At 51.0% G+C, this 25,021-nt stretch carries 19 protein-coding genes; 8 read left to right on the top strand and 11 right to left on the bottom strand.

From position 1 onward, the window contains the following. Positions 1–83 precede the first annotated feature (83 nt). The gene (locus CBE72_RS09245; protein WP_100143285.1) at positions 84–1,442 is read left to right on the top strand and encodes an isochorismate synthase; all 1,359 of its coding nucleotides are present in this window, start codon (positions 84–86) and stop codon (positions 1,440–1,442) included. Here the strand turns inward: CBE72_RS09245 and CBE72_RS09240 are convergent. After that, positions 1,439–2,185 carry a substrate-binding periplasmic protein gene (locus CBE72_RS09240; RefSeq protein WP_100143284.1) on the bottom strand — a complete coding sequence of 249 codons (747 nt, stop codon included), beginning with the start codon at positions 2,183–2,185 and terminating at the stop codon, positions 1,439–1,441. The two genes, CBE72_RS09245 and CBE72_RS09240, sit on opposite strands and share 4 nt — an antisense overlap. Before the next feature lie 168 nt (positions 2,186–2,353). Here CBE72_RS09240 and CBE72_RS09235 point away from each other — a divergent pair, with 168 nt between their 5' ends. Beyond that, positions 2,354–3,013, top strand: coding sequence for a 7-cyano-7-deazaguanine/7-aminomethyl-7-deazaguanine transporter (locus tag CBE72_RS09235; RefSeq protein ID WP_100143283.1), 660 nt, complete (start codon positions 2,354–2,356; stop codon positions 3,011–3,013). A gap of 86 nt (positions 3,014–3,099) precedes the next feature. Continuing rightward, the gene (locus tag CBE72_RS09230) at positions 3,100–3,561 is read left to right on the top strand and encodes a GNAT family N-acetyltransferase (RefSeq protein ID WP_100143282.1); all 462 of its coding nucleotides are present in this window, start codon (positions 3,100–3,102) and stop codon (positions 3,559–3,561) included. A 139-nt stretch (positions 3,562–3,700) separates the two neighbouring features. Here CBE72_RS09230 and CBE72_RS09225 read toward each other — a convergent pair whose 3' ends face one another. Further along, the gene (locus CBE72_RS09225) at positions 3,701–4,438 is read right to left on the bottom strand and encodes a TorF family putative porin (RefSeq protein WP_054744273.1); all 738 of its coding nucleotides are present in this window, start codon (positions 4,436–4,438) and stop codon (positions 3,701–3,703) included. Between the two features lie 139 nt (positions 4,439–4,577). Further along, positions 4,578–5,525, bottom strand: coding sequence for a LysR family transcriptional regulator (locus CBE72_RS09220; protein WP_100143281.1), 948 nt, complete (start codon positions 5,523–5,525; stop codon positions 4,578–4,580). A gap of 471 nt (positions 5,526–5,996) precedes the next feature. Between CBE72_RS09220 and CBE72_RS09215 the strand changes: the two genes are divergently transcribed. From CBE72_RS09215 to mtnC, 3 genes are all read left to right on the top strand, one after another. Then, complete coding sequence (locus CBE72_RS09215) at positions 5,997–7,139, top strand: efflux RND transporter periplasmic adaptor subunit (protein WP_100143280.1); 1,143 nt, start codon at positions 5,997–5,999, stop codon at positions 7,137–7,139. Positions 7,140–7,152: 13 nt separating this feature from the next. Next, positions 7,153–10,284, top strand: coding sequence for an efflux RND transporter permease subunit (locus CBE72_RS09210; RefSeq protein WP_100143279.1), 3,132 nt, complete (start codon positions 7,153–7,155; stop codon positions 10,282–10,284). Positions 10,285–10,453: 169 nt separating this feature from the next. Next, a complete protein-coding gene (gene mtnC, locus CBE72_RS09205; protein ID WP_100143278.1) occupies positions 10,454–11,134 on the top strand; it encodes an acireductone synthase in 681 nt (226 codons plus the stop codon). A gap of 130 nt (positions 11,135–11,264) precedes the next feature. Here the strand turns inward: mtnC and urdA are convergent, their stop codons facing one another. The 6 genes from urdA to CBE72_RS09175 all read right to left on the bottom strand — a co-directional run bounded on the left by urdA (position 11,265) and on the right by CBE72_RS09175 (position 18,847). Beyond that, the gene (gene urdA / locus CBE72_RS09200; protein WP_100143277.1) at positions 11,265–13,019 is read right to left on the bottom strand and encodes a urocanate reductase; all 1,755 of its coding nucleotides are present in this window, start codon (positions 13,017–13,019) and stop codon (positions 11,265–11,267) included. A gap of 42 nt (positions 13,020–13,061) precedes the next feature. After that, positions 13,062–13,826, bottom strand: a complete 765-nt coding sequence (locus CBE72_RS09195) for an outer membrane protein OmpK (protein WP_100143276.1) — start codon at positions 13,824–13,826, stop codon at positions 13,062–13,064. 278 nt (positions 13,827–14,104) lie between these two features. Beyond that, positions 14,105–15,316, bottom strand: coding sequence for a sensor histidine kinase (locus CBE72_RS09190; RefSeq protein WP_100143275.1), 1,212 nt, complete (start codon positions 15,314–15,316; stop codon positions 14,105–14,107). 1 nt (position 15,317) lies between these two features. Further along, positions 15,318–15,980, bottom strand: coding sequence for a response regulator transcription factor (locus CBE72_RS09185; protein WP_100143274.1), 663 nt, complete (start codon positions 15,978–15,980; stop codon positions 15,318–15,320). A 1-nt stretch (position 15,981) separates the two neighbouring features. Continuing rightward, positions 15,982–16,722, bottom strand: coding sequence for a response regulator transcription factor (locus CBE72_RS09180; protein ID WP_100143273.1), 741 nt, complete (start codon positions 16,720–16,722; stop codon positions 15,982–15,984). 472 nt (positions 16,723–17,194) lie between these two features. Continuing rightward, the gene (locus CBE72_RS09175) at positions 17,195–18,847 is read right to left on the bottom strand and encodes an HAL/PAL/TAL family ammonia-lyase (RefSeq protein ID WP_100143272.1); all 1,653 of its coding nucleotides are present in this window, start codon (positions 18,845–18,847) and stop codon (positions 17,195–17,197) included. A gap of 429 nt (positions 18,848–19,276) precedes the next feature. On the opposite strand from CBE72_RS09175, the gene CBE72_RS09170 reads away from it, so the two are divergent. After that, entirely contained in the window at positions 19,277–21,094 is a 1,818-nt protein-coding gene (locus CBE72_RS09170; protein ID WP_100143271.1) for a M14 family metallopeptidase, read from the top strand. 32 nt (positions 21,095–21,126) lie between these two features. Then, positions 21,127–21,543 carry a GFA family protein gene (locus tag CBE72_RS09165; protein ID WP_100143270.1) on the top strand — a complete coding sequence of 139 codons (417 nt, stop codon included), beginning with the start codon at positions 21,127–21,129 and terminating at the stop codon, positions 21,541–21,543. A gap of 75 nt (positions 21,544–21,618) precedes the next feature. On the opposite strand, the gene CBE72_RS09160 is transcribed toward CBE72_RS09165, so the two are convergent. Next, complete coding sequence (locus tag CBE72_RS09160; protein WP_100143269.1) at positions 21,619–22,956, bottom strand: coproporphyrinogen III oxidase family protein; 1,338 nt, start codon at positions 22,954–22,956, stop codon at positions 21,619–21,621. A gap of 253 nt (positions 22,957–23,209) precedes the next feature. Continuing rightward, positions 23,210–24,796 (bottom strand): methyl-accepting chemotaxis protein, encoded by a 1,587-nt coding sequence (locus tag CBE72_RS09155; protein ID WP_100143268.1) that lies wholly within the window; start codon positions 24,794–24,796, stop codon positions 23,210–23,212. Positions 24,797–25,021 lie beyond the last annotated feature (225 nt).

Here is a 25,021-nt window from a genome sequence, read left to right as displayed (position 1 = left end):
CTTTAGTTTGTGTTAAAGATACTGTTAGCCGGACGCTTTCTGCTTCCGGATCCCTTTGTTCGGATTGTTCGGAGTCCCCCCCTTTGTCAGCACTTACCCTGCCTCAGGCCATTTCGTCACTCAAAGACAAACTGTGTCAACTGGCCAAACTGACGCCAGCAGAGCCTATTGTCCAATTGGCTGCTGAGGTACAGGCGATTCCGCTGATCTCCTGGCTGGCCTCCCAGCCCAGCTATCCGAGGGTCTACTGGCAAGGAAGGGACCGACTCGAAGAAGTGGCTGCCATCGGCTGCTGCCTGGATTTTCGCTTCGAGGATGAAGTCACAGACGAGGCCTTGGCCGAAGTCTATGAAAAGCAGCGCGCCTACTCCAGTAATCAGGAGATCCGTTACTATGGCGGTGTCGCCTTCGATCGCGAAATCGCCTCTTGGCCCGAGTTTGGTCGCGCCAGATTCCTGTTACCCAGAATCGAGCTGAGACGTAGTTCGGACCATTTCCGCCTCTTGGTTAACCTGAATTTGGGCCAGCCTGACAAGCAAGCGGAAATAACCCTGGCACAAGCCGCGCTGGATGCTTTAATGCCAGCCCGGCCCATGACACCACCGACCAAGACAGAACAGTTGTCACGCAATGACAGACCTGACTACCCGCGCTGGAAGACACTGGTGGAACAGGTTACCGCCCCCAGATTCAACCAGAACACGCCCAAAGTGGTGCTGTCGCGCCTGACTCAGCTGCAGGTGAAAGACACGCCGGATCCCTGGCAAGTATTGGCCAGCTGGCAGGGGCGCAACCCCAATAGTTTTCAGTTTGGTTTCGAATTCAGCCCACTGCGCAGCTTTATCTCCTGTTCGCCCGAGCGTCTCTATCGCCGCCAGCAGCAAGAGCTGTATACCGAAGCCCTGGCCGGCACCACCATTCGCGGCCTAACACCGGAAGAAGATGAGCGTCTGGCGCAACAACTGTTGGATGACAGCAAGAATAGCCATGAAAATCAGTTGGTCAGGGAGCATATTGTCAAGGCGCTGACCCCGCTGAGCCGTTATGTCGGCGCCGATGAGACGCCAACCATCTTTAAACTCAACCATATTCAACACTTACACAGATCGATTCGCGCCGAGCTGCGACACGGAGTAAAAGATTTTCAACTGCTGCAAGCCTTGCACCCAACCCCGGCCGTCGGCGGCCTGCCGCGGGAGTCGGCCATCAGTTTTCTGCGCCAACGGGAAGGTTATATGCGCGGCTGGTACGCCGGAGCCTGCGGTTATCTGAATAAATATGAGAGTGAGTTTGCGGTAGCCATTCGTTGTGCCCTGTTGGAACCCGGCTGCATCAATCTGTTTGCCGGTGCCGGTATAGTCGCAGGCTCAGATCCACAAGCCGAATGGCAAGAGTTAGAGAATAAGCTCGCCACCATAATGTCGATTCTGTTGGATTTTTAAGGTGGGGGTGGCTCCTGCATCCGCAATTGCAATTGCTCCATACATCTCTGCTTGATAGCCTCCAGCTCACCCGACTGCTCCAGTTCGGCAAACTGCTGGTCAAATATCTGTTTTAACTTGAGCCCTTTAGGGTTTTTGGCAAAGGCAAAGTAGACATCGGCCCGCAACACGTCCTCTATAATAACCAATCTCCTAGGTTGATCGAGTTGCTGCAATAACGGCAGCATATCCGGTTTATAGTCGAGCACCGCATCGATTTTGCCGACATTGACCTGCCGTAACATCTCCAGCAGGCTGCTGGTTTCCTGATAGTACATGGGGACCTGAGTCAGGGTAAAAAAACGATAGGCGATCAGGGCTTGAACCCGGCGAGAAGTCAGAGAGTCTATCCCTTGCCAAACACTGGCCAGCTCGGGGGTCACTGCGGCATCTATCACCTCGGTTTCGACCTTTTGAGCACTGTAGACCCCCTTGGAAATATCTCCCAGATAAAGCCCCAACACCATGTCCACCTGTTCACGCTCCAGCATATACAGGGAACGGGGAAAGGGCACAAACTGAATTTCCAGTTGCCATTCCGGCGCGGGGAAAGCCCGTCGCAACAACTCAAAATAATAACCTTCGCCATTGGTTTCGGTATAACCGCCCCAACTGGCGGTGGCGACCTGGATCTTGGTCGGTTCGGCAATCGCAGGCCTGGCAAAAACTAGCAAGGCCAACAACAGGCAGCAGATTCGATTCATTTTACTCTCCTGTCTTCCTTTTCAGTGTAGAGTAGCTTGAGATGGACTGGACATTTTTTACGCTCCCCTCTTGTCAGCCTGATTCTGGGCACTATAATGTGCGCCCTTTCGGTAAAACCGAAGATGCGGGTTCCCTCACCCCGCCCAACCAACTAAAAAGGTCACAATATGTTAATGTTAACCAATGCGCAGCTCAAACGCGCGCTGATCCTCTTGGTCAGTTTTCACATTCTGATTATCAGTGCCAGTAACTATCTGGTGCAGCTACCATTTCAGCTATTCGGCTTCCACACAACCTGGGGCGCCTTCAGCTTTCCTTTCGTCTATCTGGCAACCGACTTGACGGTACGGATATTCGGCCAAGCCGCCGCCCGGCAGATCATCTTCAAGGCCATGCTACCGGCTTTGCTGATCTCCTACGCCATGGGCGTACTGTTTCATCAGGGCAATTTTCAGGGGCTAGGTGCACTATCGGACTTCAACACCTTTGTATTCCGCATCGCCTTTGCCAGTTTTGCCGCCTATCTAGTGGGCCAACTGATGGATATCGCGGTGTTTGCCCGAATTCGCCGCCAGTGTGCCTGGTGGGTCGCTCCGGCGGCCTCAACCCTGATAGGCAACCTGGTGGATACTCTGGTGTTCTTCAGTATCGCCTTCTTCGCCTCCAGTGACCCCTTCATGGCCGCCAACTGGCCGGAAATCGCCGCAGTGGACTACAGCTTTAAGTTGTTGGTCAGTCTGGGACTGTTCCTGCCGGCCTATGGCGTGTTGCTGCGACTGCTGCAAGATAAGATCTTACAGACGGAAAACCAGCAGCAATTCTCCTGATGCATTCAACTGGCCAGACCTGTTATAATTTTGGCCAGTTTTTATCCCGCAACCAGTGAGACTTGCGGCCCGTTGAGAGAATAATGATGTACTCCATTGAAATCAAAGCTATTACTGAGATTGATCAGCAACAGATCAATGAGATCATGGCCTTGAGTGCTCAGATCCCCGAGTTTGATTCCGGCTACCAACAGCAAGAATTTGAACGCCGACTGACAGGCAACACCTGTTTATTGTTGTTGGCCTTTGTGGAAGGTGAGCTGGCTGGATTCAAACTGGGTTATGCGCTGGACGAACAGTGTTTTTACAGTTGGCTGGGCGGTGTGTTACCCGATTATCGCAGTCTGGGGCTGGCGCGTAGCATGCTGGAAGCTCAGGAACGTTGGGCCACTCAGGCCGGGTATAAACAGATCCAGGTTAAGACCCGCAACCAGTTCCGCTCTATGTTGAATATGCTGATCAGCCATCAGTATCAGGTGGTGGACTTCCGCGCCGAACCCGGGCATGTTGCCGACAACCGCCTCTATCTTGAAAAGAGCATGTGCTAAGAACGTCTTGCTACTACGAACCACGCCTTGCATCTAAGCCTGTTAACGACGCAGAGCACAGATGGAACTTGTTCGCACTTTCCCTAAAAAAAAGAGTACGCCAAATGGCGTACTCTTAAAAACTGCAGGGAAGCAGTCATTAAAACGCTTTGCTGATACCTATTACTAACCTGTCATCGAAGATTTCTGTCTGGGTACCATAAACTTTGTGGTCTGATTCAACCGTACTGCCGTGGTAACGTAAGTCCAGGTTGAAACCATAGAACTCCTTGCTTACCCCCAGGTTCCAGTGTCCCCATCCCTCGGCGCCATTACCGCTCAGGTCCTGATAACCTACTGAGCCGGAAACCTTGATACCGTTCTCGAAGCTATAGCTTGGATGCAGGGCATAGTTGACACCATGCCAGCCATCAACACCAAACCAATCATCCACAGTCGGCGTTACTTCCAGTTGCAGATGGGCTCGACCGAAAGACTTGCCGAGTTTCAACCACAGTTCTGTGTAGTTGGAGTAGGACGCGCCCGGATAGAGGTAAGAGAACAGCATGACATCATAGGTGAAGCCTGAATCACCCAACTCACCGCTCTTGCCGATGAAAGGTGCTGTAACGATTTCGAGGTTGGGGTCGGCAAACTTAATGTTGGAGGCAAATACCCCGGCATACCAGCCGGCGTCATGGTTCCAGCTAAAAGTCCCCTGAACGACTGGCACATCGCCATCCAGAGTTTCCGACTCGCCACGGAACACATAGTCAGAGGCAAAGGTCAGATTGCCGGCAAAACTGCCACCGGCGAAACGGGGAGCTTCGTCTGCCAGTGCCATAGAACTGCTGCACAGCAGCAAACCTGATAAAAACAGCTTATGAGTTGGGTTCATCTTTATCCACCAGAGCTTGAGTGTTGTTAGCCTGGATAGTAAGAAGAAGTTGTGAACAAGGTTATCTAGCTGAATGAACCATGGAGGAATGAATGTGAATAATTATGAATGACTGCGGCAACGTCGCAGTCATTCTGGCTTATTCGAAGCCTTCGGGGCGCTTCACATACTCGGGGATCTCCAGCAGCATGTTACCCCAGTAACCGAACAAGGCCTGATAGATAAAATCTATAAAAATAATGTATTTACGTGGCAAATAGGCTCGTTTGGGATAAGACAGCAGCAAGGTGTTGTGTTCCATGGGGAAATCTTCGAGCACAGTAACCAGAGTCCCTTTTTGCAAGGCTTCATCGGCGATCATCGGCGGCAGACAAGTGATCCCCAGGCCAGCGATGGCCGCTTCCCGAGCCAGAGTAATATTATTGACCTTGAGCTGCACCTCAGGAGTGATCACCTGCCATTGCTTGCCATCGAAAATTTTCCAACAGCCATCATTGATAAGCTGGATCCCGCCCTGCTCTATACCCTTGTGATGCCAGAGATCATCCGGAGTCTGCGGAGTACCATGGCGTTTGAGGTAATCCGGGCTGGCCATCAGGGTAGTACTGGTCTTCACCAGTTGGTAATGCTGCAGGCGTGAATCTTCGATGCCACAAAGGTGGAAGAGTATGTCTATCCCCTCTTCAACCATATCCACCTTACGGTTGGTCAGCTCAGCCTCTATGGTGATATCCGGATAGGCCTCGAGAAAACGGGCAAATACCGGACCGAGAAACAACTGCCCCATCTCAATCGGACAGACTACCCTCAAATTACCCTTGACCCGTTGCTGGTTGGCACTGAGTTGGGCTTCGGCATTTTCCAGGTCTACCAGAATCTTGGTGATCTTATTGTAATACTCAGAGCCGGCTTCGGTTAATCTCAGTGCCCGGGTGGTTCTGAACAGTAGTTGAACACCGGTCGCCTTTTCCAGTTCGGCGACTTTACGGCTGACGGTGGTCTTGGTGAGCCCCAACGCCTTGGCGGCACCGGTAAAGCTACCCTGCTCAACAACTTGAGCAAATATTTGTACCCTGTTTAGATCCATTTATTGTTGCACCTGTGGGACAGTGGGTTTATTTCTATGTGACTAATAAAATAATAGTGACAGTAGTAGAATACTCGCCTCTCGGAGGGGGATCCAGCATGAAACAGAGATATTTCTCTCATTTCAGCCTTGTTCACGCCCTCCTCAAAACACTTGCTGTAACCGGGAAGAGCAAGGTGTCCCCAGACAAAAAAATGGATGCAGACCTAGTTAAGGAAACACCGAAACTGGAAACATAAGTTGTTGAAATCATAAATATCACAACTAAATGTAAATAAATGGCAATAGTGTCGTTTATTGATTAAAAAGTTTTCAATCATTTACACTTTTCGCTTATCCTGTAGCTTGTTGAGACAGAATGCTTGTGCGATAAATATAGGTTCGACATTTTTGCTGACTAACTGCGCCAGGAAAGCTGTCACGCGAGACATTATTCCCTTCCCGGCAAGCAGATACTGATTAGGAGTTATCATGCGGCATGTATTAAAAGTTGCCTCAGTTGTAAGTATGGCGTTATGGATGACGGCCTGTGGGTCGGAAGCTGAACAAGCCAAAAGCAATCAGGCGGCCCCCGCTATGGAAGTCAGTGTCCTCGAAGTCAAGTCGGCTCCGCAGGCGCTGCAAGTGCAGTTGCCAGGGCGCAGCATAGCTTATCTTGAAGCCGAAGTACGGCCTCAAGTCAATGGCATCATTTTAAAACGTAGTTTCACCGAAGGCGGAGATGTAAAGCAGGGCGAGTCCCTGTATCAGATCGATCCTTCTACTTATAAAGCGTCTCTGCAGAGCGCCAAGGCTGAGCTGGCCCGCGCCGAAGCGGCATTGGCTTCAGCCAAGTCGACTCATATTCGCTACCAGGAACTGCTCAAGACCAAATACATAAGTAAAGAAGAGTACGACAAGGCAGATGCTTCCTATAAAGAAGCGCTGGCGGCGGTAGAAGTGGCCAAGGCAGCCATCAATACTGCAACCATTAACGTCAACTATACCGAAGTTCAGGCGCCTATTTCGGGCCGAATCGGTAAGTCCAGCGTTACCGCCGGTGCTCTGGTGACCGCCAACCAGGCTCAAGCCTTGGCGACCATCCAACAGCTGGATCCCATCAATGTGGATATCGTTCAGTCCAGCACCCAGATGTTGCGCCTCAAGAGTCTGCTGAAAGCCGGTAAGCTGGAAGCGGCCAAAGATGCCGAAGTCACTCTGCTGCTGGAAGATGGCTCTGTCTATGATCACAAGGGGCGCTTACAGTTTGCCGAAGTCAGTGTCGATGAGAATACGGGGTCTGTGACTCTGAGAGCCGAGTTCCCGAACCCGGATCACACCCTGCTGCCAGGCATGTATGTACGTGCTAACCTCAATACCGGCATCGATCCTCAAGCGATTCTGGTGCCACAAAAAGCGATTAGCCGTAATCCTAAGGGTGAAGCAGTGGCCATGTTGGTTAACGCCGAAAACAAGGTTGAAGCTCGCGTCATCAAAACAGCCAATGTCATCAATAATCAATGGCGAGTTACCGATGGCCTCAAGCCAGGTGACAAGCTGATTGTCGAAGGGCTGCAGAAAATCCGTCCCGGCATGCCTGTGACGGCTAAACCCATGACAGCAAACCAGCAATAACAGGGCGGAAGTTATGGCACGTTTCTTTATCGATCGCCCCATCTTCGCATGGGTGATCGCCATTATTATCATGCTGGCAGGTGTCCTGGCTATTAAGGGCCTGCCGGTTTCCCAGTACCCGGACATTGCGCCGCCAACCATTGTGGTTGCCGCCAACTATCCAGGTGCATCGGCCAAGACGGTGGAAGATTCTGTCACTCAGGTGATTGAACAACGCATGACAGGTCTCGACCATCTGCGCTATATCAAGTCCACCAGTGACAGCTTCGGTAACGCCGAAATCACTCTGACCTTTAACGCCGAGGCGGACCCCGACATCGCCCAGGTTCAGGTACAGAATAAGCTGCAGGCCGCCATGGCCTTACTGCCTCAGGAAGTAACGGCTCAAGGTATCAGGGTTAACAAGTCCGGTTCGGGCTTCCTGATGGTGGTCGCCTTTATTTCCGAAGATGGCTCCATGACCAAGGCCGACCTCGCCGACTACGTGGGCTCAAACGTTCAGGATCCTATGAGCCGTGTGCCTGGTGTAGGTGAAACTACCCTGTTCGGTGCCCAATACTCAATGCGTATCTGGGTCGACCCACTGAAACTGACCAACTATAACCTGACGACTCTGGATGTGATCGCCGCGATCCGGGAGCAGAACGCTCAGGTTTCTGCCGGTCAATTGGGTGGCGCTCCAGCGGTGCAAGGTCAGGAACTGAATGCGACTATTTCGGCTCAGAGCCGTTTGCAAACGCCTGAGGAATTCCGCAACATCATCCTCAAATCGAGTACCTCTGGTGCCAACGTCTATCTAGGCGATGTTGCCAAGGTCGAACTGGGCTCAGAGAGTTATTCTATCGAATCACTCTATAATGGACGCCCTGCCACGGGTCTGGCGATCAAACTGGCCACTGGCGCCAACGCGCTGGATACCGCCGAAGCCGTGCGCGCCAAAGTGGAAGAGATGAAACCCTTCTTCCCAGCCGGCATGCAGGTTGTGTATCCCTATGACACTACTCCATTCGTGAAAAACTCTATCGAAGGTGTGGTTCATACCCTGCTGGAAGCCGTGGTGCTGGTGTTCGTCATCATGTATCTGTTCCTGCAAAACTTCCGCGCTACCTTGATCCCAACGATTGCGGTGCCGGTAGTATTGCTGGGTACCTTCGCCATCCTGTCTTTCACCGGATTCTCGATTAACACCCTGACCATGTTCGCCATGGTATTGGCCATCGGCCTCTTGGTGGATGACGCCATCGTGGTGGTGGAAAACGTTGAACGGGTAATGTCCGAAGAGGGCCTCAGTCCCAAAGAAGCGACCAAGAAGTCCATGGGACAAATCACCGGCGCCTTGGTGGGTATTGGTCTGACGTTGTCGGCAGTATTTGTTCCTATGGCCTTCATGTCGGGTTCCACCGGGGTGATTTATCGTCAGTTCTCCATCACTATCGTATCGGCGATGGCACTGTCGGTATTGGTAGCAATCGTGCTGACGCCGGCACTCTGCGCCACTATGCTCAAACCGCTGAAGAAAGGACATACCCACGCCGAAACCGGTTTCTTCGGCTGGTTTAACCGCAGCTTCGATCGCATGACGGGCAAATATGAAGGCACTGTTGCCGGTATCATAAAACGCTCTGTCCGCATGAGCGCAGTTTACTTGGCACTGGTGGTAGCCGTCGGCTGGATCTTTATCCGCATGCCAACCGCCTTCTTGCCGGACGAAGATCAGGGCATTCTTTTTGCCCAAGCGATTCTGCCAACCAACTCCACTCAGGAAAGCACCTTGAAGGTGCTGGAAAAGGTTTCAGATCAGTTCCTGGCAGATGATAACGTTAAGTCGGTTCTGAGTGTGGCGGGCTTCAGTTTCGCCGGTCAGGGTCAGAACATGGGTATCGCCTTCGTTGGGCTGAAAGACTGGTCAGAACGTACTGCTCCCGGCAGTGATGTTCAGTCTGTCGCAGGCCGTGCCATGGCGGTGTTCAGCCAGATGAAGGAAGCCTTTGTGTTTGCCTTCGTGCCACCAGCGGTAATCGAGCTGGGTACGGCCAACGGTTTTGACCTCTTCCTACAAGACAAAAACGGCCAAGGACACGAAAAGCTGGTTCAAGCTCGTAACCAACTGCTGGGTATGGCGGCTCAGAATCCCAACCTGGTGGGCGTACGCCCCAATGGTCAGGAAGATGCACCCATGTATCAGCTGCATATAGATCATGCCAAGCTGCGAGCGCTGGGCGTCAACATAGGTGATGTCAACAATGTGCTCTCTGCCGCTTGGGGTGGTTCCTATGTCAACGACTTCGTTGACCGTGGCCGGGTGAAGAAAGTTTATGTTCAGGCTGAAGCCAAATACCGAATGCAGCCTGAAGATCTGGACTCCTGGTATGTACGCAACGCCAAGGGAGACATGGTGCCCTTTTCTGCCTTTGCTACCGGTAGCTGGGAGTATGGCTCACCGCGTCTGGAACGCTTCAATGGTCTACCGGCGATGAACATCCAGGGGGCAACGGTTCCTGGCTTCAGTACAGGTGAGGCGATGAACATCATGGAAGACATGGTCAAGCAGCTGCCACCCGGTTTTGGTATCGAATGGAACGGCCTCTCCTACGAGGAACGTTTGTCAGGCAACCAGGCGCCTGCGCTCTACGCGCTGTCAATTCTGGTAGTATTCCTGGTATTGGCGGCTCTGTATGAAAGCTGGTCTGTACCTTTCGCGGTAATTCTGGTGGTACCTCTAGGTATTATCGGTGCCCTGATCGCCATGAATGGCCGTGGCTTGCCAAATGACGTGTTCTTCCAGGTAGGTCTGTTGACCACTGTGGGTCTGGCAACTAAGAACGCCATTCTGATCGTGGAATTCGCCAAGGAATACTATGAACAAGGTTCCAAGCTTGTCGATGCGACCCTGCATGCGGTGCGGGTGCGTCTGCGGCCGATTCTGATGACCTCACTGGCATTCGGCCTCGGGGTTGTGCCACTGGCAGTCAGTACGGGCGTAGGCTCAGGCAGTCAAAACGCCATCGGTACTGGGGTGCTGGGCGGTATGATCAGCTCAACCTTCCTGGGTATCTTCTTTATCCCACTCTTCTTCGTGGTGGTAGAGCGCCTATTCAGTAAGCGAGAGCGTGAAGAACGCAAACTACGAAAACAGGCTGAGTAATTCAGTAATCACCATAAAGCCCGGCTGATATGCCGGGCTTTTTGTTGCAGGTACAAATACTTCAAATTGGAATATGGGTAGGCAACAAAGGGTTAAAGAAGCTGGTCAAGCGCGCTAATAAAGCTTAGGATCTGCACAGAAAACAGCACTTTTTGGAGTAATTCACCTTATGGGTATCAGAGCCATAGTCGTCGACACCGCCGGCACTACGACAGATCTTAACTTTATTCAGGATGTGCTTTTCCCCTATTCGGCCGAGGCATTGCCGGAATTTTTGGAGCGCTATCAGGATAATATTCTGGTAGAAAACTGCATCAGTGACACCAAGGAGATGGCGCTGGAGCCAGATGCCGATCTGCCGCGAGTAACGGAAATACTCCAGCAGTGGGTAGCCGAAGACCGCAAGGCCACACCGCTGAAAACGCTGCAGGGGCTGATCTGGAAACAGGGCTATGCCAAGAATGAGTTTACCGGCCATATCTACCCTGACTTCATTGAGGCTATCAAGGAATACAGAGCTCAAGGGCTGAGAGTGTACAGTTTCTCCTCCGCCTCTGTAGAAGCCCAGAAGTTGCTGTTCAGTCACAGTGATGGCGGCGATCTGACCGAGCTGTTCAATGGGCATTTCGATACCCGTACTGGCGGCAAGCTGGATAAACAAGCCTACAGCAACATCATCAACACCATCAGTCTAAGTCCAAAGCAGATACTGTTTGTCTCTGACGTTCTGGAAGAACTCAAGGCCGCAGCGGCGGCGGGGATGATCACTTGTCAGATGACACGTGAAGCGGGACAACGCACCGGCGATTTCCGTCAAGTGAAGAGCTTCTCCGAGCTGAAGATCGACTGATAATGCATTAATGATAAGTAGATAAAAGGGGAGCCATTGGCTCCCCTTGTTGTTTTAAATGCCTTTCCTGACAGGAGCTTTCCCTTCTCAACTGTATGAGTCAGCTCCTATTCGAAACGGTCAATGAAGCTCAGTTAGCAGCGGCCTGCTGACCCGCAATACGGCCAAATACGATGATGTCAGTATAGGCGTTACCACCCAGACGGTTAGTACCGTGAGTCAGACCAGTTACCTCACCGGCAGCAAACAGACCTGGGATCACCTTACCTTGCTCGTTCAACACGTGGGTCTTGGTATCGGTTACCAGACCACCCATGGTGTGGTGTACAGATGGTGTGGCTTTCAGGATCCAGTATGGGCCCTTGCTCAAATCCACCAGACCGGCTCTGTGATTGAAGGCTTCATCCTTACCAATTTTCGCGTAGTGGTTCACATCCTTGATAGTCTTCTTGAGGTTTTCCAGCGGAATGTTGAACACCTTGGCGGCTTCTTCAATGCTGTCGACTTCATACATCAGGCCACGGCTGGTAAAGTCTTTGTACTCGCCTTGGTGCATCGCAATAGTGCCGGCTACATCGTCGATGTCCTTGTTCCACAGTACATAGGTGTAACGACCAGGCTGTTCCAGAATCGCATGGGAGATCACGTCACGACGTTCCAGCTCTTCCACAAAACGCTCACCGTTTTGGTTGACCAGAATCGCGCCGAAGAAGCGAGAGTCGGCGATCAGGGCAATAGCGCCAGTCTCTGGGTTACAGATTGGATAAGTTTGGATATAACCCAAGTTACGGGTATCGGCGTGGATCTTCTCACCCATGACAATACCGTCACCTGTACCACCTGAGATACCTGTCGTACCATAACGCTCGTCCAGCTCTGGATTGTATTGCTTACGCATAGCCACGTTGGCAGAGAAGCCACCGGTAGCTACCACAACACCGCGCTTGGCATGATAAGTGATCTTCTTGCCATTTTTAGTCGCTTCAACACCGACAACCCGACCATTATTGTCCATCAACAGACGCTCGGCGGTAGTGTTAGTGTGAATAGGCAGACCGACTTCTTCGGCTTTCTTGGCAAACTTGCCGATCACTTCGGCGCCCGTGTGGCCTTTAGGGATCAAGGCGCGCTTGACGCTGTGACCACCGAACTGGAACAACTGGTTAGGATAGTATTCGACCTTGACGTAGTCACGCAGCCATTCGGCAGCATCAACGGCATTGTCTACCAATACCTTAACCATCTCAGGATCACCCTTGAAGTCGCCTCCTTTTAGCGTGTCTTGCATAAACAGCTCTTTGGAGTCGGTAATCCCCATGTTCTTTTGTACCCAGCTACCGGCCACGTTCATCTCGGCGCCGGAGATCAGCGAGTTACCGCCGATGATGGGCATCTTTTCAATGATAACGGCAGAAGCGCCGGCTTCCATGGCTTCCAGACCGGCACTGAAACCGGCACCACCAGAGCCTATCACCACCACATCGTAGGTGTATTCGGCCGGTGTCAGGGCTTCACCATGCTTGGCGGTAGCGCTGGCTGCAACCAGGGTCACACCCGCGGCTTCAATACTGGCCGCCACGGCCTGCTTGAGAGCATTAGAGGTCACGGTCGCACCGGAAACCCCGTCAACATCTACAGAGTTGTTATCTATGATCGCCTGCTTCACATCTTTGAATGCGGCGGCAGCCAATACCGGGTTTTCTTTCTGCTTCAGTACATCGATAGCCACGATACGGCCATCCTGGATGCTGGTTTCTACCAGGATTTCACCATGCTTGCCCTGGGCAGTCCCCTGACTCTTGATGATCTCATGGGTCACCTGACAGCCGGTAATCACCACGGCAGTGGATATGGCCACGCCCAAAACGGATTTGTTCAACTGCATATTCAGTTCCTGTCGATTAAAAAAGGGAGCTTGGCTCCATTGTTAAAACTGGTATCCCAATGCCAACCCATACTCGATACCATCGTTGTACTGCGCACCCCAGCTTTCGTACTGAGTCAAATGCAGCTTGCCGTAGAAGGCATCGGTAAAGTTGGTCTGCCAACCCAAAATGATCTGGTGCCCATAACTGTCATAACTGAACAGCTTCTGGTGCTCTTCATCCCTATCTATCTGCGCCTCATAATTGACGGAGAGTCTGTGCTTTAATCCGGCAAAACTCAGCGGATACTTGGCATTTAGCACCAGGGCATAACCCGAGATGTCATTAAAATTCTCATCTGTTGGTGAAAAATGACCAAAGGTATAGTTGAAGCCGACCCCGTAGTTCAGTGCCAAATCGCCAAGCTTGCTGTTATGAGTAACCCCCAGATACAGATTGTCTTCCATCAGGGTTTGACTGGAAGAAACGAAGTTTTGCGCCCAAAAGTTGAATCCGCTCTCACCCAGCTTATGCTCGATGATCGCCAAGGATTTTATAGTGGTTTTACCATCTTGATTCTTCTGGTTTTCCGCAACTTCACCCGGGTTTTCAAGCTTGATATTGGCGAAATAGCTGCCCCAATCAGCCAGACCTAAATGGCTTAGCTTCAGAAAAGGCTGGTTAAAGACGCCAGGGTTATCATCCTCGGTATCACTGGTATAAAATTTATAACCAAGATCCAGACTGGTTTTGGTCACATCGGCTTGCACATTGGCAGCAAACGCCATCGCCAGCGCCACTCCACTCAACAACCATTTTGAGTTCATAATATTTCCTCAGACAAATTAAATGCCAAGTAGTTGAAAACTTTAAACACATGAATTGGACAAGAAAATAGTAATTAAACTCAGCCTACAACGGCTGTGATCTTGGTCGATTACAATCCTTAAAAATATAAACTCTGTGGTTTAAGGAAGTAGATAATAAAAGAACATAAATTAAGTGAAAATTCCGTCAAATATAATAAGAAGAGACGGCTAATGCCGTCTCTCGCCAAAATAATAACAGCCATACTTTAAATATAGGATTTAACTCACACTTTCCTCTAATCTGTAATTTCTATCTCGGCAATAAACATCTGGGGCGGCCGATATTCTTTAAATTGCCAACCCAATTGTCTGGCCAACCGTTTGACCAACATCAACCCCAAACCAAACCCACCCAAACCATCTTGGAGCGTGGAATTACTGACCCGAATACGATTACCACGTTGTTCAACCTGCACCCAGCCAGAACCGTGTTCGAGCGCATTACGCAGCAGATTGTTGAGCATGATGGACAAGGGTTCTTTCAACACCAGTAATTGGGTATCGTCGCAGTCAAGTTGAATCAAACCGGGTTTACCTTGAGCGTGTTCCTGCTCAGCAGCCAACTGCTGCAACAACTTCGCCGGCACCAATGGCTGTTTTTCCAGCTTGGTACTGCTCTTATTGGTGAGCCATAACAAGGTTTCTATGATGGATTTCATCTGCGCCGTTGCTTGGCTGGCGGCCAGCACCGGTCCGGTCAGTTTACCCCATTGCAGGGTCAGTAGTTCAAAAGATGACTGACAGATAGCTACAGGAGTACGCAGTTCATGACTGGCAAAACGCAGAAAGTTAAGCTCCCTCTGCTGGGCGTTTTGCAGTTGTTGCAGTGAGGTGTTAAGGGCATCCACTATCGATTGCAGCTCGGCATAACCTTGCTTGGGAAAGCTGAAGCCATTCATGCTTTGCCAGTCGTGTTGCTTGATCGCTTGGCTTATTTTATGTACCGGAGTGATCACCTGTTTTTGCATATGAAACGCCAGACTGGCGACCACCCCAAAGGTCATGACGATCAACAACAAGATAGCGGTCATGTTCTTCGGCGCAAAGACAAGATCATGGGTGGCATCATAGTGCAGCCACAGATACAGCGGCTGCCCTGAAGCAGTGTAATGCACGCTCAAGGCATCGATATAGGGACCATCTAGATGCTGATAGCGAATGCCGGTTTCTTCGGTTGGAGGCTGAAAATCATTGATAGCCTTGATCTTATCAGGTACCCGCTGCCAGTCGGCAAACACACTGATATTATCGGTATCCAGTTCAGTACTGCCTTGTCGAAATACGGCTTCGGCCGCTTGACCCGCATTATGCAGGGTGATCTCATGCATGGAAAACATGCCGGTGCACATCATGCAAAGGGGAATGATACTGTTGATGGCCAAGGTCACCGCCAAAAATACCAAACCGTAAATCTGGTAACTGCGTTTGAGACTGAACTTGGGCATCATCTCAGTCACTCCTCAGGCAGAGTCCAACCCCGCGAATGGTGTGGATCAACTGGCTGTCGAACGGCTTATCCACCACTCGTCGCAGCAGATGCAAATGGCTGCGCAGGCTATCACTATCTGGCGGACAATCGGGCCAGAGCATGCGCTCTATCTCTTCCCGCTCCACGGTTTCCGGACTGCGGCGCGCCAATAAAGCCAGTATCTGCCAGCCGGTGCGACTCAAAGACAACAACTGTCCCTGGCGATAGGCTTCGTGCTTGCCAAAGTCCATCTCCAACTCACCCAATTGTAGTTTTGGCGGTGCCGGGCGGCGCTGTGCCACCACCTTGAGACGAGCGACCAGTTCTTCCATGGCAAACGGCTTGATCAGATAATCATCGGCGCCGGCATCAAAGCCATGCAACCTGTCATCCAGGCCACTGCGAGCGGTAAGCATAATCACTGGAGTCGCGATACACTCTGCCTTCCATCCCGTGCAGGCAGTGATACCGTCACCATCCGGCAAGTTGAGATCCAACACTATTACATCGAAATGCTGTTGCCTCAGCAGCCCGTTGGCCTGGGCCAAGGTTTCTGCATAGTCACACTCAATGCCCTTAATCGCCAGGTACTGAATAATATTGTTTGCCAACAGACGGTTATCTTCGACCAGCAGTATTAACATATCAGATCAACTCAAATTGATGGGCCAGATGGATCAGGTTTGCCCTGTTACTGGCGCCCAGTTTTTTACGCATTGATTCCATATGGTATTCAACCCCGCGGACACTAATGTGCAGCCGATCAGAGATTTCGTGATTCTGTAACCCGGTTGCCGCCATTCTCAGCACTTTTCTGGCATTAGCCTTGAAGATCCGGCTCTGTAAAAACGGGTTGAACCTCTGTCTATCGTGTTCAAACAATAGACTCTGAGCCAAGATCAGGGTCTGCTGCAAACGCTCAGGTTCCGGATCCGGATGACCTGAACCCAACAGCATAAAACGGCCAAACCAGGTCGGATTAGCGTAACTGGGCACGGGGAAGCTAAGCACGGTATCATAACCATGCTTGGTGAATAGTTTTTTTACCGGATCCCCCTCTTGCCAGCGATAACGCCAGGCCTTGTCGGCGCTCAACGACTCGACAAAATTACTGTCACTACGGGCAAAGTGTTCCAAATAGAACTGCTGCAACGCCGCTATCCTGCTCGTGGATGCCAGAGAGGCTATCGGCTTACGTAGCCATACAGGGGCAAATAACTCCTGACTTTCAGGTTGCTCCAAAGACTCCTTGGCGTGACAAGGTAATCCCCGAAACCAAAACCCCTTAAATCCCAATCTGGCAATCAAAGGACTGACGGTTTGCAGAACCTCTAAGGGACTGCTGTTGGTTTCAGCAAATGTAACCTTGTCGATCACTGTACTCATGCGGCGCTCCTCAAGAATAAGAATCGAAGCCAACATAACTCAGGTTATGAATTGAACAAAGTCAACTGAAACAGATATTTAGATTGGGCTGCAAAAATGTAACTCATGTAAAGTCAGGCGCGGTTTTTGACGATATTTTCACATAATTTTGGTTATGCTTTCGGGCCTGTAACAGGTTTATTTTGATTAAACCTACAGTTTCCCAAGCTTCCTTCTCCAGAGAATCGTCCCCCAAAGCTCCCATCAATTGTATCTTTGCTTATATCGTTGCTTAGTGGCGTTAGTTCAAAATCGATAATAAGAAAAACCGCAAAAAAAAGACTAATAACCATTAAAATCAGATGATTACACATTAAATCAATAAGCTTATCTGGCGGAAACAGTCGTATTAGTCCTTGCGGGTTCTTTTGCAATAAAAAACCCCGACGGGAGCGAATCCGGTCGGGGCTTGCGTCAATGCAATAAGATGCCGTTAGAACTTCATCAAGAACTGAGTAGATGCCTCAATGTCAGGCGTGAACACTCTATCTTTATCGTAGTATGCCACCTGCTTACGCAGCGCTTTCAACAACTGTTCATTTTGAGGAGAAAGCTGTTTGTGGTTAACCTTTTTCTGTAGGTCCATCGCCTGGGCCACCTGCATCAGCTCAAAGCCATAGATGCGTGCCACGCCATCGACGACCTTGGTGAGGTTCTTACCGGCCTGGAAGTAGTTGCTGAAGTTATCCTCGATACCCCCTTGGTTGGCAATACCATAGAAAGACACTGGATTGGCAGCATGGGCAATCTCAGCAAACAGCGCGGTGAAACCATTTTGCAGGGTATAGAAGGCCTGACCATTGGCATCATCAGGGTCGACCAAGGCTCTTGGCAAACCGGTGAAGTAGGGATCAATCAACTTGATCTGACGGTTGCTGGAGTATTTGCCCAACTGCGCCATGGCATTGATAAAGGCCTCGGTCTGGGACGCCAATTGGATGGTATCGAAGTTGGCCGAGGAGTTAACCGCTCCTGAGACCCCACCCTTGGTAAAATATTGCGCCACTTGAGGAGCATCGGCGTAACGTCCGGGGTTGGCATTGATGTAAACCGTAGGGTTATCATCAGAGCTGTTGATCTGAATATTCACCAAGGTTTCCAACTGCTGCAACTGCGACATGGCATGGGCCACAGGCCAGTGAGCACCACGATAGGAGAGCGCATCCTGCAACGGCCGTTTCTCATCGCGTTGGAATAGATATCCTCCCTCCAGATTGGCCAGAATCTCCTGACCTACCTTCTCGATATTTGGCATAGGTCTGGCTGCCAGAGTATGAGGCAACAAGGGGCTGATATTACCGTTGATCCCTTCAAGAGCCGCGGCAATGAGTCGGGGAGAGAATTGGATGATCTGACGGGCATCACCAATAGCATTGATTACCTGTGCCGTTGCCAGTGCGTTGTTGGACAGAATAGAGAGTGAATCCTTCCCGAAAGGTACCAGCGGCTTGATCCCGGCTTGCTTCATCGCCTTGGCCGCCGACATCCGCTGGCCTTTGTAGAACACATCCCACTCACCCATCATGGCGGCGCCTATGTGTGAGGCCAACAGGATGTCACTCAACCCCACAGAGCCATCTTCCGGCACAACGGGAATAATATCTTCGTTGATAAACTCTTGGTAGATGCGGGCCACATCTGGCTGCACACCAACATGCCCAGTGGCTATCTGATTCAACCGAATCGCCATCGCCATTTTCACGGTTTCCGGCGCTATGGGTTGACCGCTGGCTGCCGAGTGAGTGAACAGCATGTCACGATTAAAGTCTTCCGATAGCTTACGGGCTTCGGCGCTCAGGGAACCGTCTTTACCGAATACCGGGGTATCCTTGTTCTTGCCTACCCCAACGGTGAGCCCGTATACCGGCGTGCCTTGACGAGCAGAATCAATGAGTAATTCGTGACTGGCATTGATGACTTGCTTAGCCTCTTTGGTCAAAGCAACTTGGACATTCTTTTCTTTCAATTGCAACAGCTGTTCAATCTGGAGTGACTGACCATCCAGGGTAATTACCTCTGCAGCCGAAGCGCATCCAAGCGGTAAAACCATTGCAGATACTATCAATATATTTGATATGCCTTTCATCGACATTTCTCCAAAATCTTACTTAATCAGGATCTATTAATGTGATTGCCACATACAAAAATCGACAAATGGAAGGCAGCCACATCAAGCCTCTACTTTACTGATATAAGATATTTAATATTTATATTCAAAAAATAAAAACAAACGTCATCTCAATTAATTCGAACAAGAAATTACAACAATGAAAATAACTTAAAAAGAGCCCATTTGTGGTTATTTCGAATAGATTGCAAATATATAAATTTTCGGCCATCCAAGATATTTTTTGACACTAATTTGACGTAGCTGAAATTAGGCAGGGTTCTGCAGCCATCTTGCTTAACCCTAATTAAGTTGAATCAGTCACCTTGAGTGACTTGCAGGGTTCAGTAAATTGGTGAAAGATAGAGCGTTTACACAATAACAATATCCTGTACCCCGGAGCCTTTCATGCGCATGCTGTCCCTGCTCTGGCTCGCTGTCGCGACGTTACCCGGCGCCGCACTTGCCGAACCAGCCATCCAAGCCAACACCTATATCAATGATGCCATTTTGCCGCCGCTCAAACCCTGGAGTGGTGCCAGCGAGGCCTTAATGCGTCCAGCCGACGACGGCTGGGCCACGCCTTTTGAACAATCCGGCGGTATTGAAAGCCCAAGCTATCAGCAGACCTTTGCCTGGCTGGATAGGCTGATGACCCAAAGCAACAAGCTCAACAAGGTGAGCCTGGGCAAGAGCCCCCAGGGCCGTGATATCTGGATGATAGTGGCCAGCGCCGAAGGTGCCGCCACCCCGGCACAGCTGAGACGCAACCATAAGCCCAATGTTCTGGTGCAAGCCGGGATCCACTCGGGTGAAATTGACGGCAAAGATGCCGGCATGATGTTATTGCGGGATATCATAGTCGGCGACAAGGCCGAGCTGTTGGAACAGGTCAACCTGCTGTTTGTACCGATTTTCAGTGTCGATGCGCACGAGCGCTCCAGCCAAAGCAACCGGGTTAATCAACGCGGCCCACTGAACATGGGCTGGCGAACCACCAGCCAAAACATCAACCTCAATCGTGACTACGCCAAGGCCGACAGCATAGAGATGCAACACATGCTGACCGCCATCAACGACTGGCAGCCACAGCTGTATATCGATGTGCATGTCACCGACGGTATCGATTACCAATATGATGTGACCTTTGGTTACAACCTGTCTCAGGGGCTGAGCCCCGCCGGCTACAACTGGCTGCAACAGGAGTATCGCCCGGCGATAGAACAGGCGCTGACCCAGGCAGGTCATATCCCGGGACCTCTGGTCTTCGCCTTGGACAATACTGACTTGAGCAAGGGCATGTCACTGTGGAATGCTTCGGCCCGTTATTCCAACGGCTATGGCGATGCCAGACACCTGCCGACCATATTGATTGAAAACCACAGCCTCAAGCCGTTTCGGCAAAGGGTACTGGGCACTTATGTGATGCTGGAGCAAACCCTCAAGACGGTGGGGGCCAAGGCGACCAAGCTACGCGCGGCGATAGAGAAAGACAAGTACCGCTACCCACGGCTGGTGACCCTGACCTGGAAGTCACAAAAGCAGCAGGGCTGGGATTTCAAAGGCATAGACTACCAATTGGAACAGAGCCCCATTTCAGGCAAACAAGTGGTACGCTGGACTGGCGAGCCCAAGCTTTATCCCAACCTGCCGGTAATAGGCAACACGGAGGCGGATATCCGGGTCAGCCGCCCGGCCGCTTACTATATTCCGCCCCAGTGGCAAGAGGCGATTGCCAAGCTATCGCTGCACGGCATTCGCATGACTCGCCTGGAGCAACCTCAAACACTGAAGCTGCAACAGTATCGCCTCAGCGAACCCCAGTTTGCCGCCAGTGACTATGAAGGCCGCCAGAGAGTCAGTGCCAAGGCCAAACTGGAAAAGGTTGAACTCACCTTGCCCGTCGGCACAGTCAAGATAAGCACTGAGCAGCCGCTCGGCGATCTGGCGATGATACTGCTGGAGCCGCAATCGCCCGACTCACTGCTGCAGTGGGGATTGTTCAACACCATATTCACCCGCACCGAATATATTGAGGACTATGCGGTTGAGCCTTTGGCACAACAGATGCTGGCCAACTCCAAAGCGCTTCAGGCCGAATTTGACCAGGCGCTCAAAGACCCGGCCTTTGCCGCCGATGCCAAGGCTAGGTTGCGTTGGTTCTACGAGCGCAGCCCTTACTATGACAAGGCTTACCTGGCGTATCCCGTCTATCGTGCCAGATAGGCCCTGACGATAAGCTATCCAGGAGTCGAGCGATGAAACCGCAGAATGAGTTACAGGGAGGCTGCCTGTGCGGCGCCATACGTTATCGCCTCGAGGGTGAACCGTTCGATGCCGACCACTGTTACTGCAGTCAATGCCGCAAGAGCACAGGGGCTGTGGTGGGCAGTTGGATGGACTTCAGGCTGGAGCAACTCACCTGGCAGGGGGAGACCGTGCGGGAATATGCCTCTTCGGCCAAGATCCGCCGCGGCTTTTGCCCAAACTGTGGCACCAGCCTGAGTTATCGCAGTCTCGACCATCCCGAGTTTATCAGCTTGAGCATTGCTTCTTTGGATGACCCAGACAGAGTGGTGCCCAGATATCATATCTACTGCGCCGACAAACCCGCCTGGCTGCAGATTACTGACGACTGCCCCCGTTATCCCAGTCATCGCAGTCAAGGCGGCTAACCGTCGGCAGAACCTTTATTGCGCAATAAAAAATCCGCTCTGTGGCGGATTTTTTATCATTGATTGAGGCAAAGCTTACATATCACAAGGCTTCAGTGGCTTACGCAGCTGCGCCCGGACATTATCCATACCGGAATAGAACTCTTTCATCATCAGCAGGCCCATCATCTTGCCGTTGTCTGTAATGATCAGCTCATCCGGATTTTTAGGATCATTCTTGATAGCGCCAATCAACTTCATCGAGCTCATCTCTTTGAACAGGGCCGTGTCCAGATTAACGCCAAAGGTATCGCGGAAATACTTGCGCGACAGACGGCCAGAGAACATCCCTAGCAGGAAACGATACTGCATCACATCTTTCTTGCTGTACTGCTTTTGCTGCTCAACACCCATCTTGCCGCTGGCGATCCGCTCCTGATACTTGCGCAGCGAGAAAGTATTCACATGCAGGGTATCGTTGAGGAAACTGAATGAACCTGAGCCCACGCCCAAGTATTCGTCGTAGTCGATCACGTACTCGTCAAAGCCTTCATCGTTGGCCTTGCCAAAGGCCCAAGCCGACAACTGGTTATACTGACCATTGAGAGTATTGAGGATCATCCGGTACTGGTTGGCCATATCGGCCTGCGGTGCTGCCAGTTTCCCTTTGACACTCTTACGGGTCTGGTGAGTGATCATCAAGGGATAAGTGGTGATCTGACGCGGATCCAGTTTGGAAGCCATATCCAAGTCATGTTGGATCACTTCGTCTGTCTGACCGCGGAAACCGAAGATCAGATCGACGTTGATAATCGGAAACAGCTCTTTGGCGGCCATGATCTTGTCGAATGTTTGCTGGCCAGTACCGAACTTTTCCAACCTGTCTGTCATCTTGAGGATGTCATCATTGAAGCTCTGCACCCCGATGGACATGCGGTCAACCAAGCCCTTGAGCTGTTTAAAGCCAGGACTGTCCAGGTGTTGGGGATCCGATTCACAAGAAACTTCCTTGATGGAAGGGAACAGGGTCTTGGCATACTCTATGGTACGCGCCAGCTCATCTTCCAGCACAGTTGTGGTACCGCCACCTATATACATGGACTCGAAGTCATAGCCCAACTGCTTGACCATATCCATCTCTTTGCGCAGCGCCACAAAATAAGCGCGAGCCTTGTCTTCCTTGAACAGAAAACGATGGAAGGTGCAGTAGGAACAGAGCGTATGACAGAAAGGCACATGGGCATAGAGCATGTACTTCTTGCCCTCTATCGGCGCCGGCATCACATCAGCAGAAATAGTGTCCAGCCTCAGATTCTTGTCAACATAGTACTGCATCACCCGTTCCATGGCCCCCAACATCCAGTTGGGTACAGTAATATTGGCTTGGTAAGGTGTGGCCAGTTGGCGATCGAGGGTTTGAATTATAGATGACATAAGGCTTCCTGTTAGTTTTGCTAATCCTTAAGAATCACAGTCCATTAAGTGATATCCCAAGGTACTGCCAGCTGTGGGTAGACTACCTCCTGTGGAGTAGCTAAACCGTGAACTGGCTAGAAGTTAACAATTCCTATCAGCATCGGTTGTATCTTTTTGTTAAGCAGATCATGTTTTAGTGATGACGGATGAAAATCCGTCTTTAGAGGGGTTGAGGGCTCATAATAGAAAAGGGGGCCGTAGCCCCCTGATTTTAATTGAGTTTAAATTGTCTAACCACGGCTGCAAGCTGATCTTTAGCGGCGGCCAGCGCCTCGGTACTGTCAAGTGTCGCCTTACCGCTCTGATTCAACTCTTCTACCATTTCGCGAATAACACTGAGGTTACGGGTAATCTCTTCAGAAACCGAACTCTGCTCTTCAGCAGCCGTAGCTATCTGAGTGCTGAGGCCATTGATATCAAACACATGCTCGGTCAGCCCCTGCAGACTTTCGGCCACCAGAGTCGTGGTATCGGCGGTAGCCTGACAGCTCTGGCGGGTACGATTCATGGCATTCACCGCGGAATCGGCGCCTTGACGCAGTTGCTCCAACATGTTGTTGATCTCTGAAGTGCTGGCCTGAGTACGTGCCGCCAACGCCCTGACTTCATCGGCCACCACGGCAAAGCCGCGTCCCTGTTCACCGGCACGGGCCGCCTCGATAGCGGCGTTCAATGCCAACAGGTTAGTTTGCTCGGCAATCTCACCAATCACATTCAGCACACCGGCAATTCTGCGGGTGCTCTCATCCATCTCGGCAATGGTTTGAGAGGCACTGTCGACTTCATGTACCAGTGCCATCACATTGTTGGAAGCTTGCTCAACTGCCTGACGGGATTCATCACCTTGGTTTCTGGCCTTGTCTGTCAGCTGTGCAGCAGAGGCGGCATCGTTGGCAACCCCTTGAGCGGTAGCGCTCATCTCTTCAACTGCGGTAACGACCTGGTCGGTTTCTAAAGCGTGGGCCTGCAATGCGGCCGAGTTGGCCTCAGATTGAACATTGAGTTCACCCACCTGCTGCGCCATATGTTCAGAGGCTTGGGCAATTTCACGGATCATGGCTTGTAATCTGTCGCTAAGCTGATCCAAATCGGCCGCCAGAGTACAAAGTTCGTTCTGACCTTTGATCCCTATCTTGTGGGTCAAGTCGCCGACCGCCAGTTTGGCAACTGATTGTTGAATACGGGTAATGATCGCCACCAGATGACGGCTCATCATCAGCGCCATCACCAAGGAGGTCACTATCGCAAATAGAATCAACCCTAAAAGAATGGCTTCGGCCTTATCGACTTCGGCAACGGTTCTTTCGCCCAACTCTTGGTTGCGGTCAGTGATCTGTGCAACCAATTGGTTGATCTCATTACTGACCTCAGGGCCCAGATCCCGGCGCTCAGGAGATAGCTCCGGCTCGGTACCGGTTCTTTCAGCCAATGCCAACTCATCAAAGTAGAGCCGAGTATAACGATCGATCCCAGGCTTGAGGCTGGCAATCCGTGAATCGGCATTGCTCATAAAGCCGGTATCAAAATTGGCAAGGTTGGCTATCAAACCATGTACATTGGCTTGGTGGCTACGCACACCCTCGGTATTGTGTACCAAAGACGCCAATCTCAGTTGGTAAAACTCCTCACGAACACCGGCGAAAGTCTCTGACAAATTGTTATTGTTTACCAGACGTTCGCTGACATCGTTGAGCTGAAAAAATGCACGGTATGCAAAGATGCCGATCACTATCAGTAGCACACTGGATAGCAAAGACGGCAGCATTGATAACACACTGGTTCGAGTATTATTGATCATGATGGTATCTGATTGAATGAAGGAAAGATGCGTAACTTTGTTACGTTTGTAGAATGATCTTACTTAATGGCGATTAAATAATCAATCCACTCCAAATGCAGACACACTCTGTGCATCCCATAAAAAAAACATAGTACTGTTTTATTTTTATGTCCATGTTTGCGAGCAGAAAATAAAAAAGTTAACCGTGAAGAGGGGTTAATTTGTAACTTTGTTACATTTTTA

It is taken from the genome of Shewanella carassii, from assembly GCF_002777975.1.
Taxonomy (GTDB): domain Bacteria; phylum Pseudomonadota; class Gammaproteobacteria; order Enterobacterales; family Shewanellaceae; genus Shewanella; species Shewanella carassii.
This window is presented reverse-complemented; position numbering and strand designations above follow the sequence as displayed.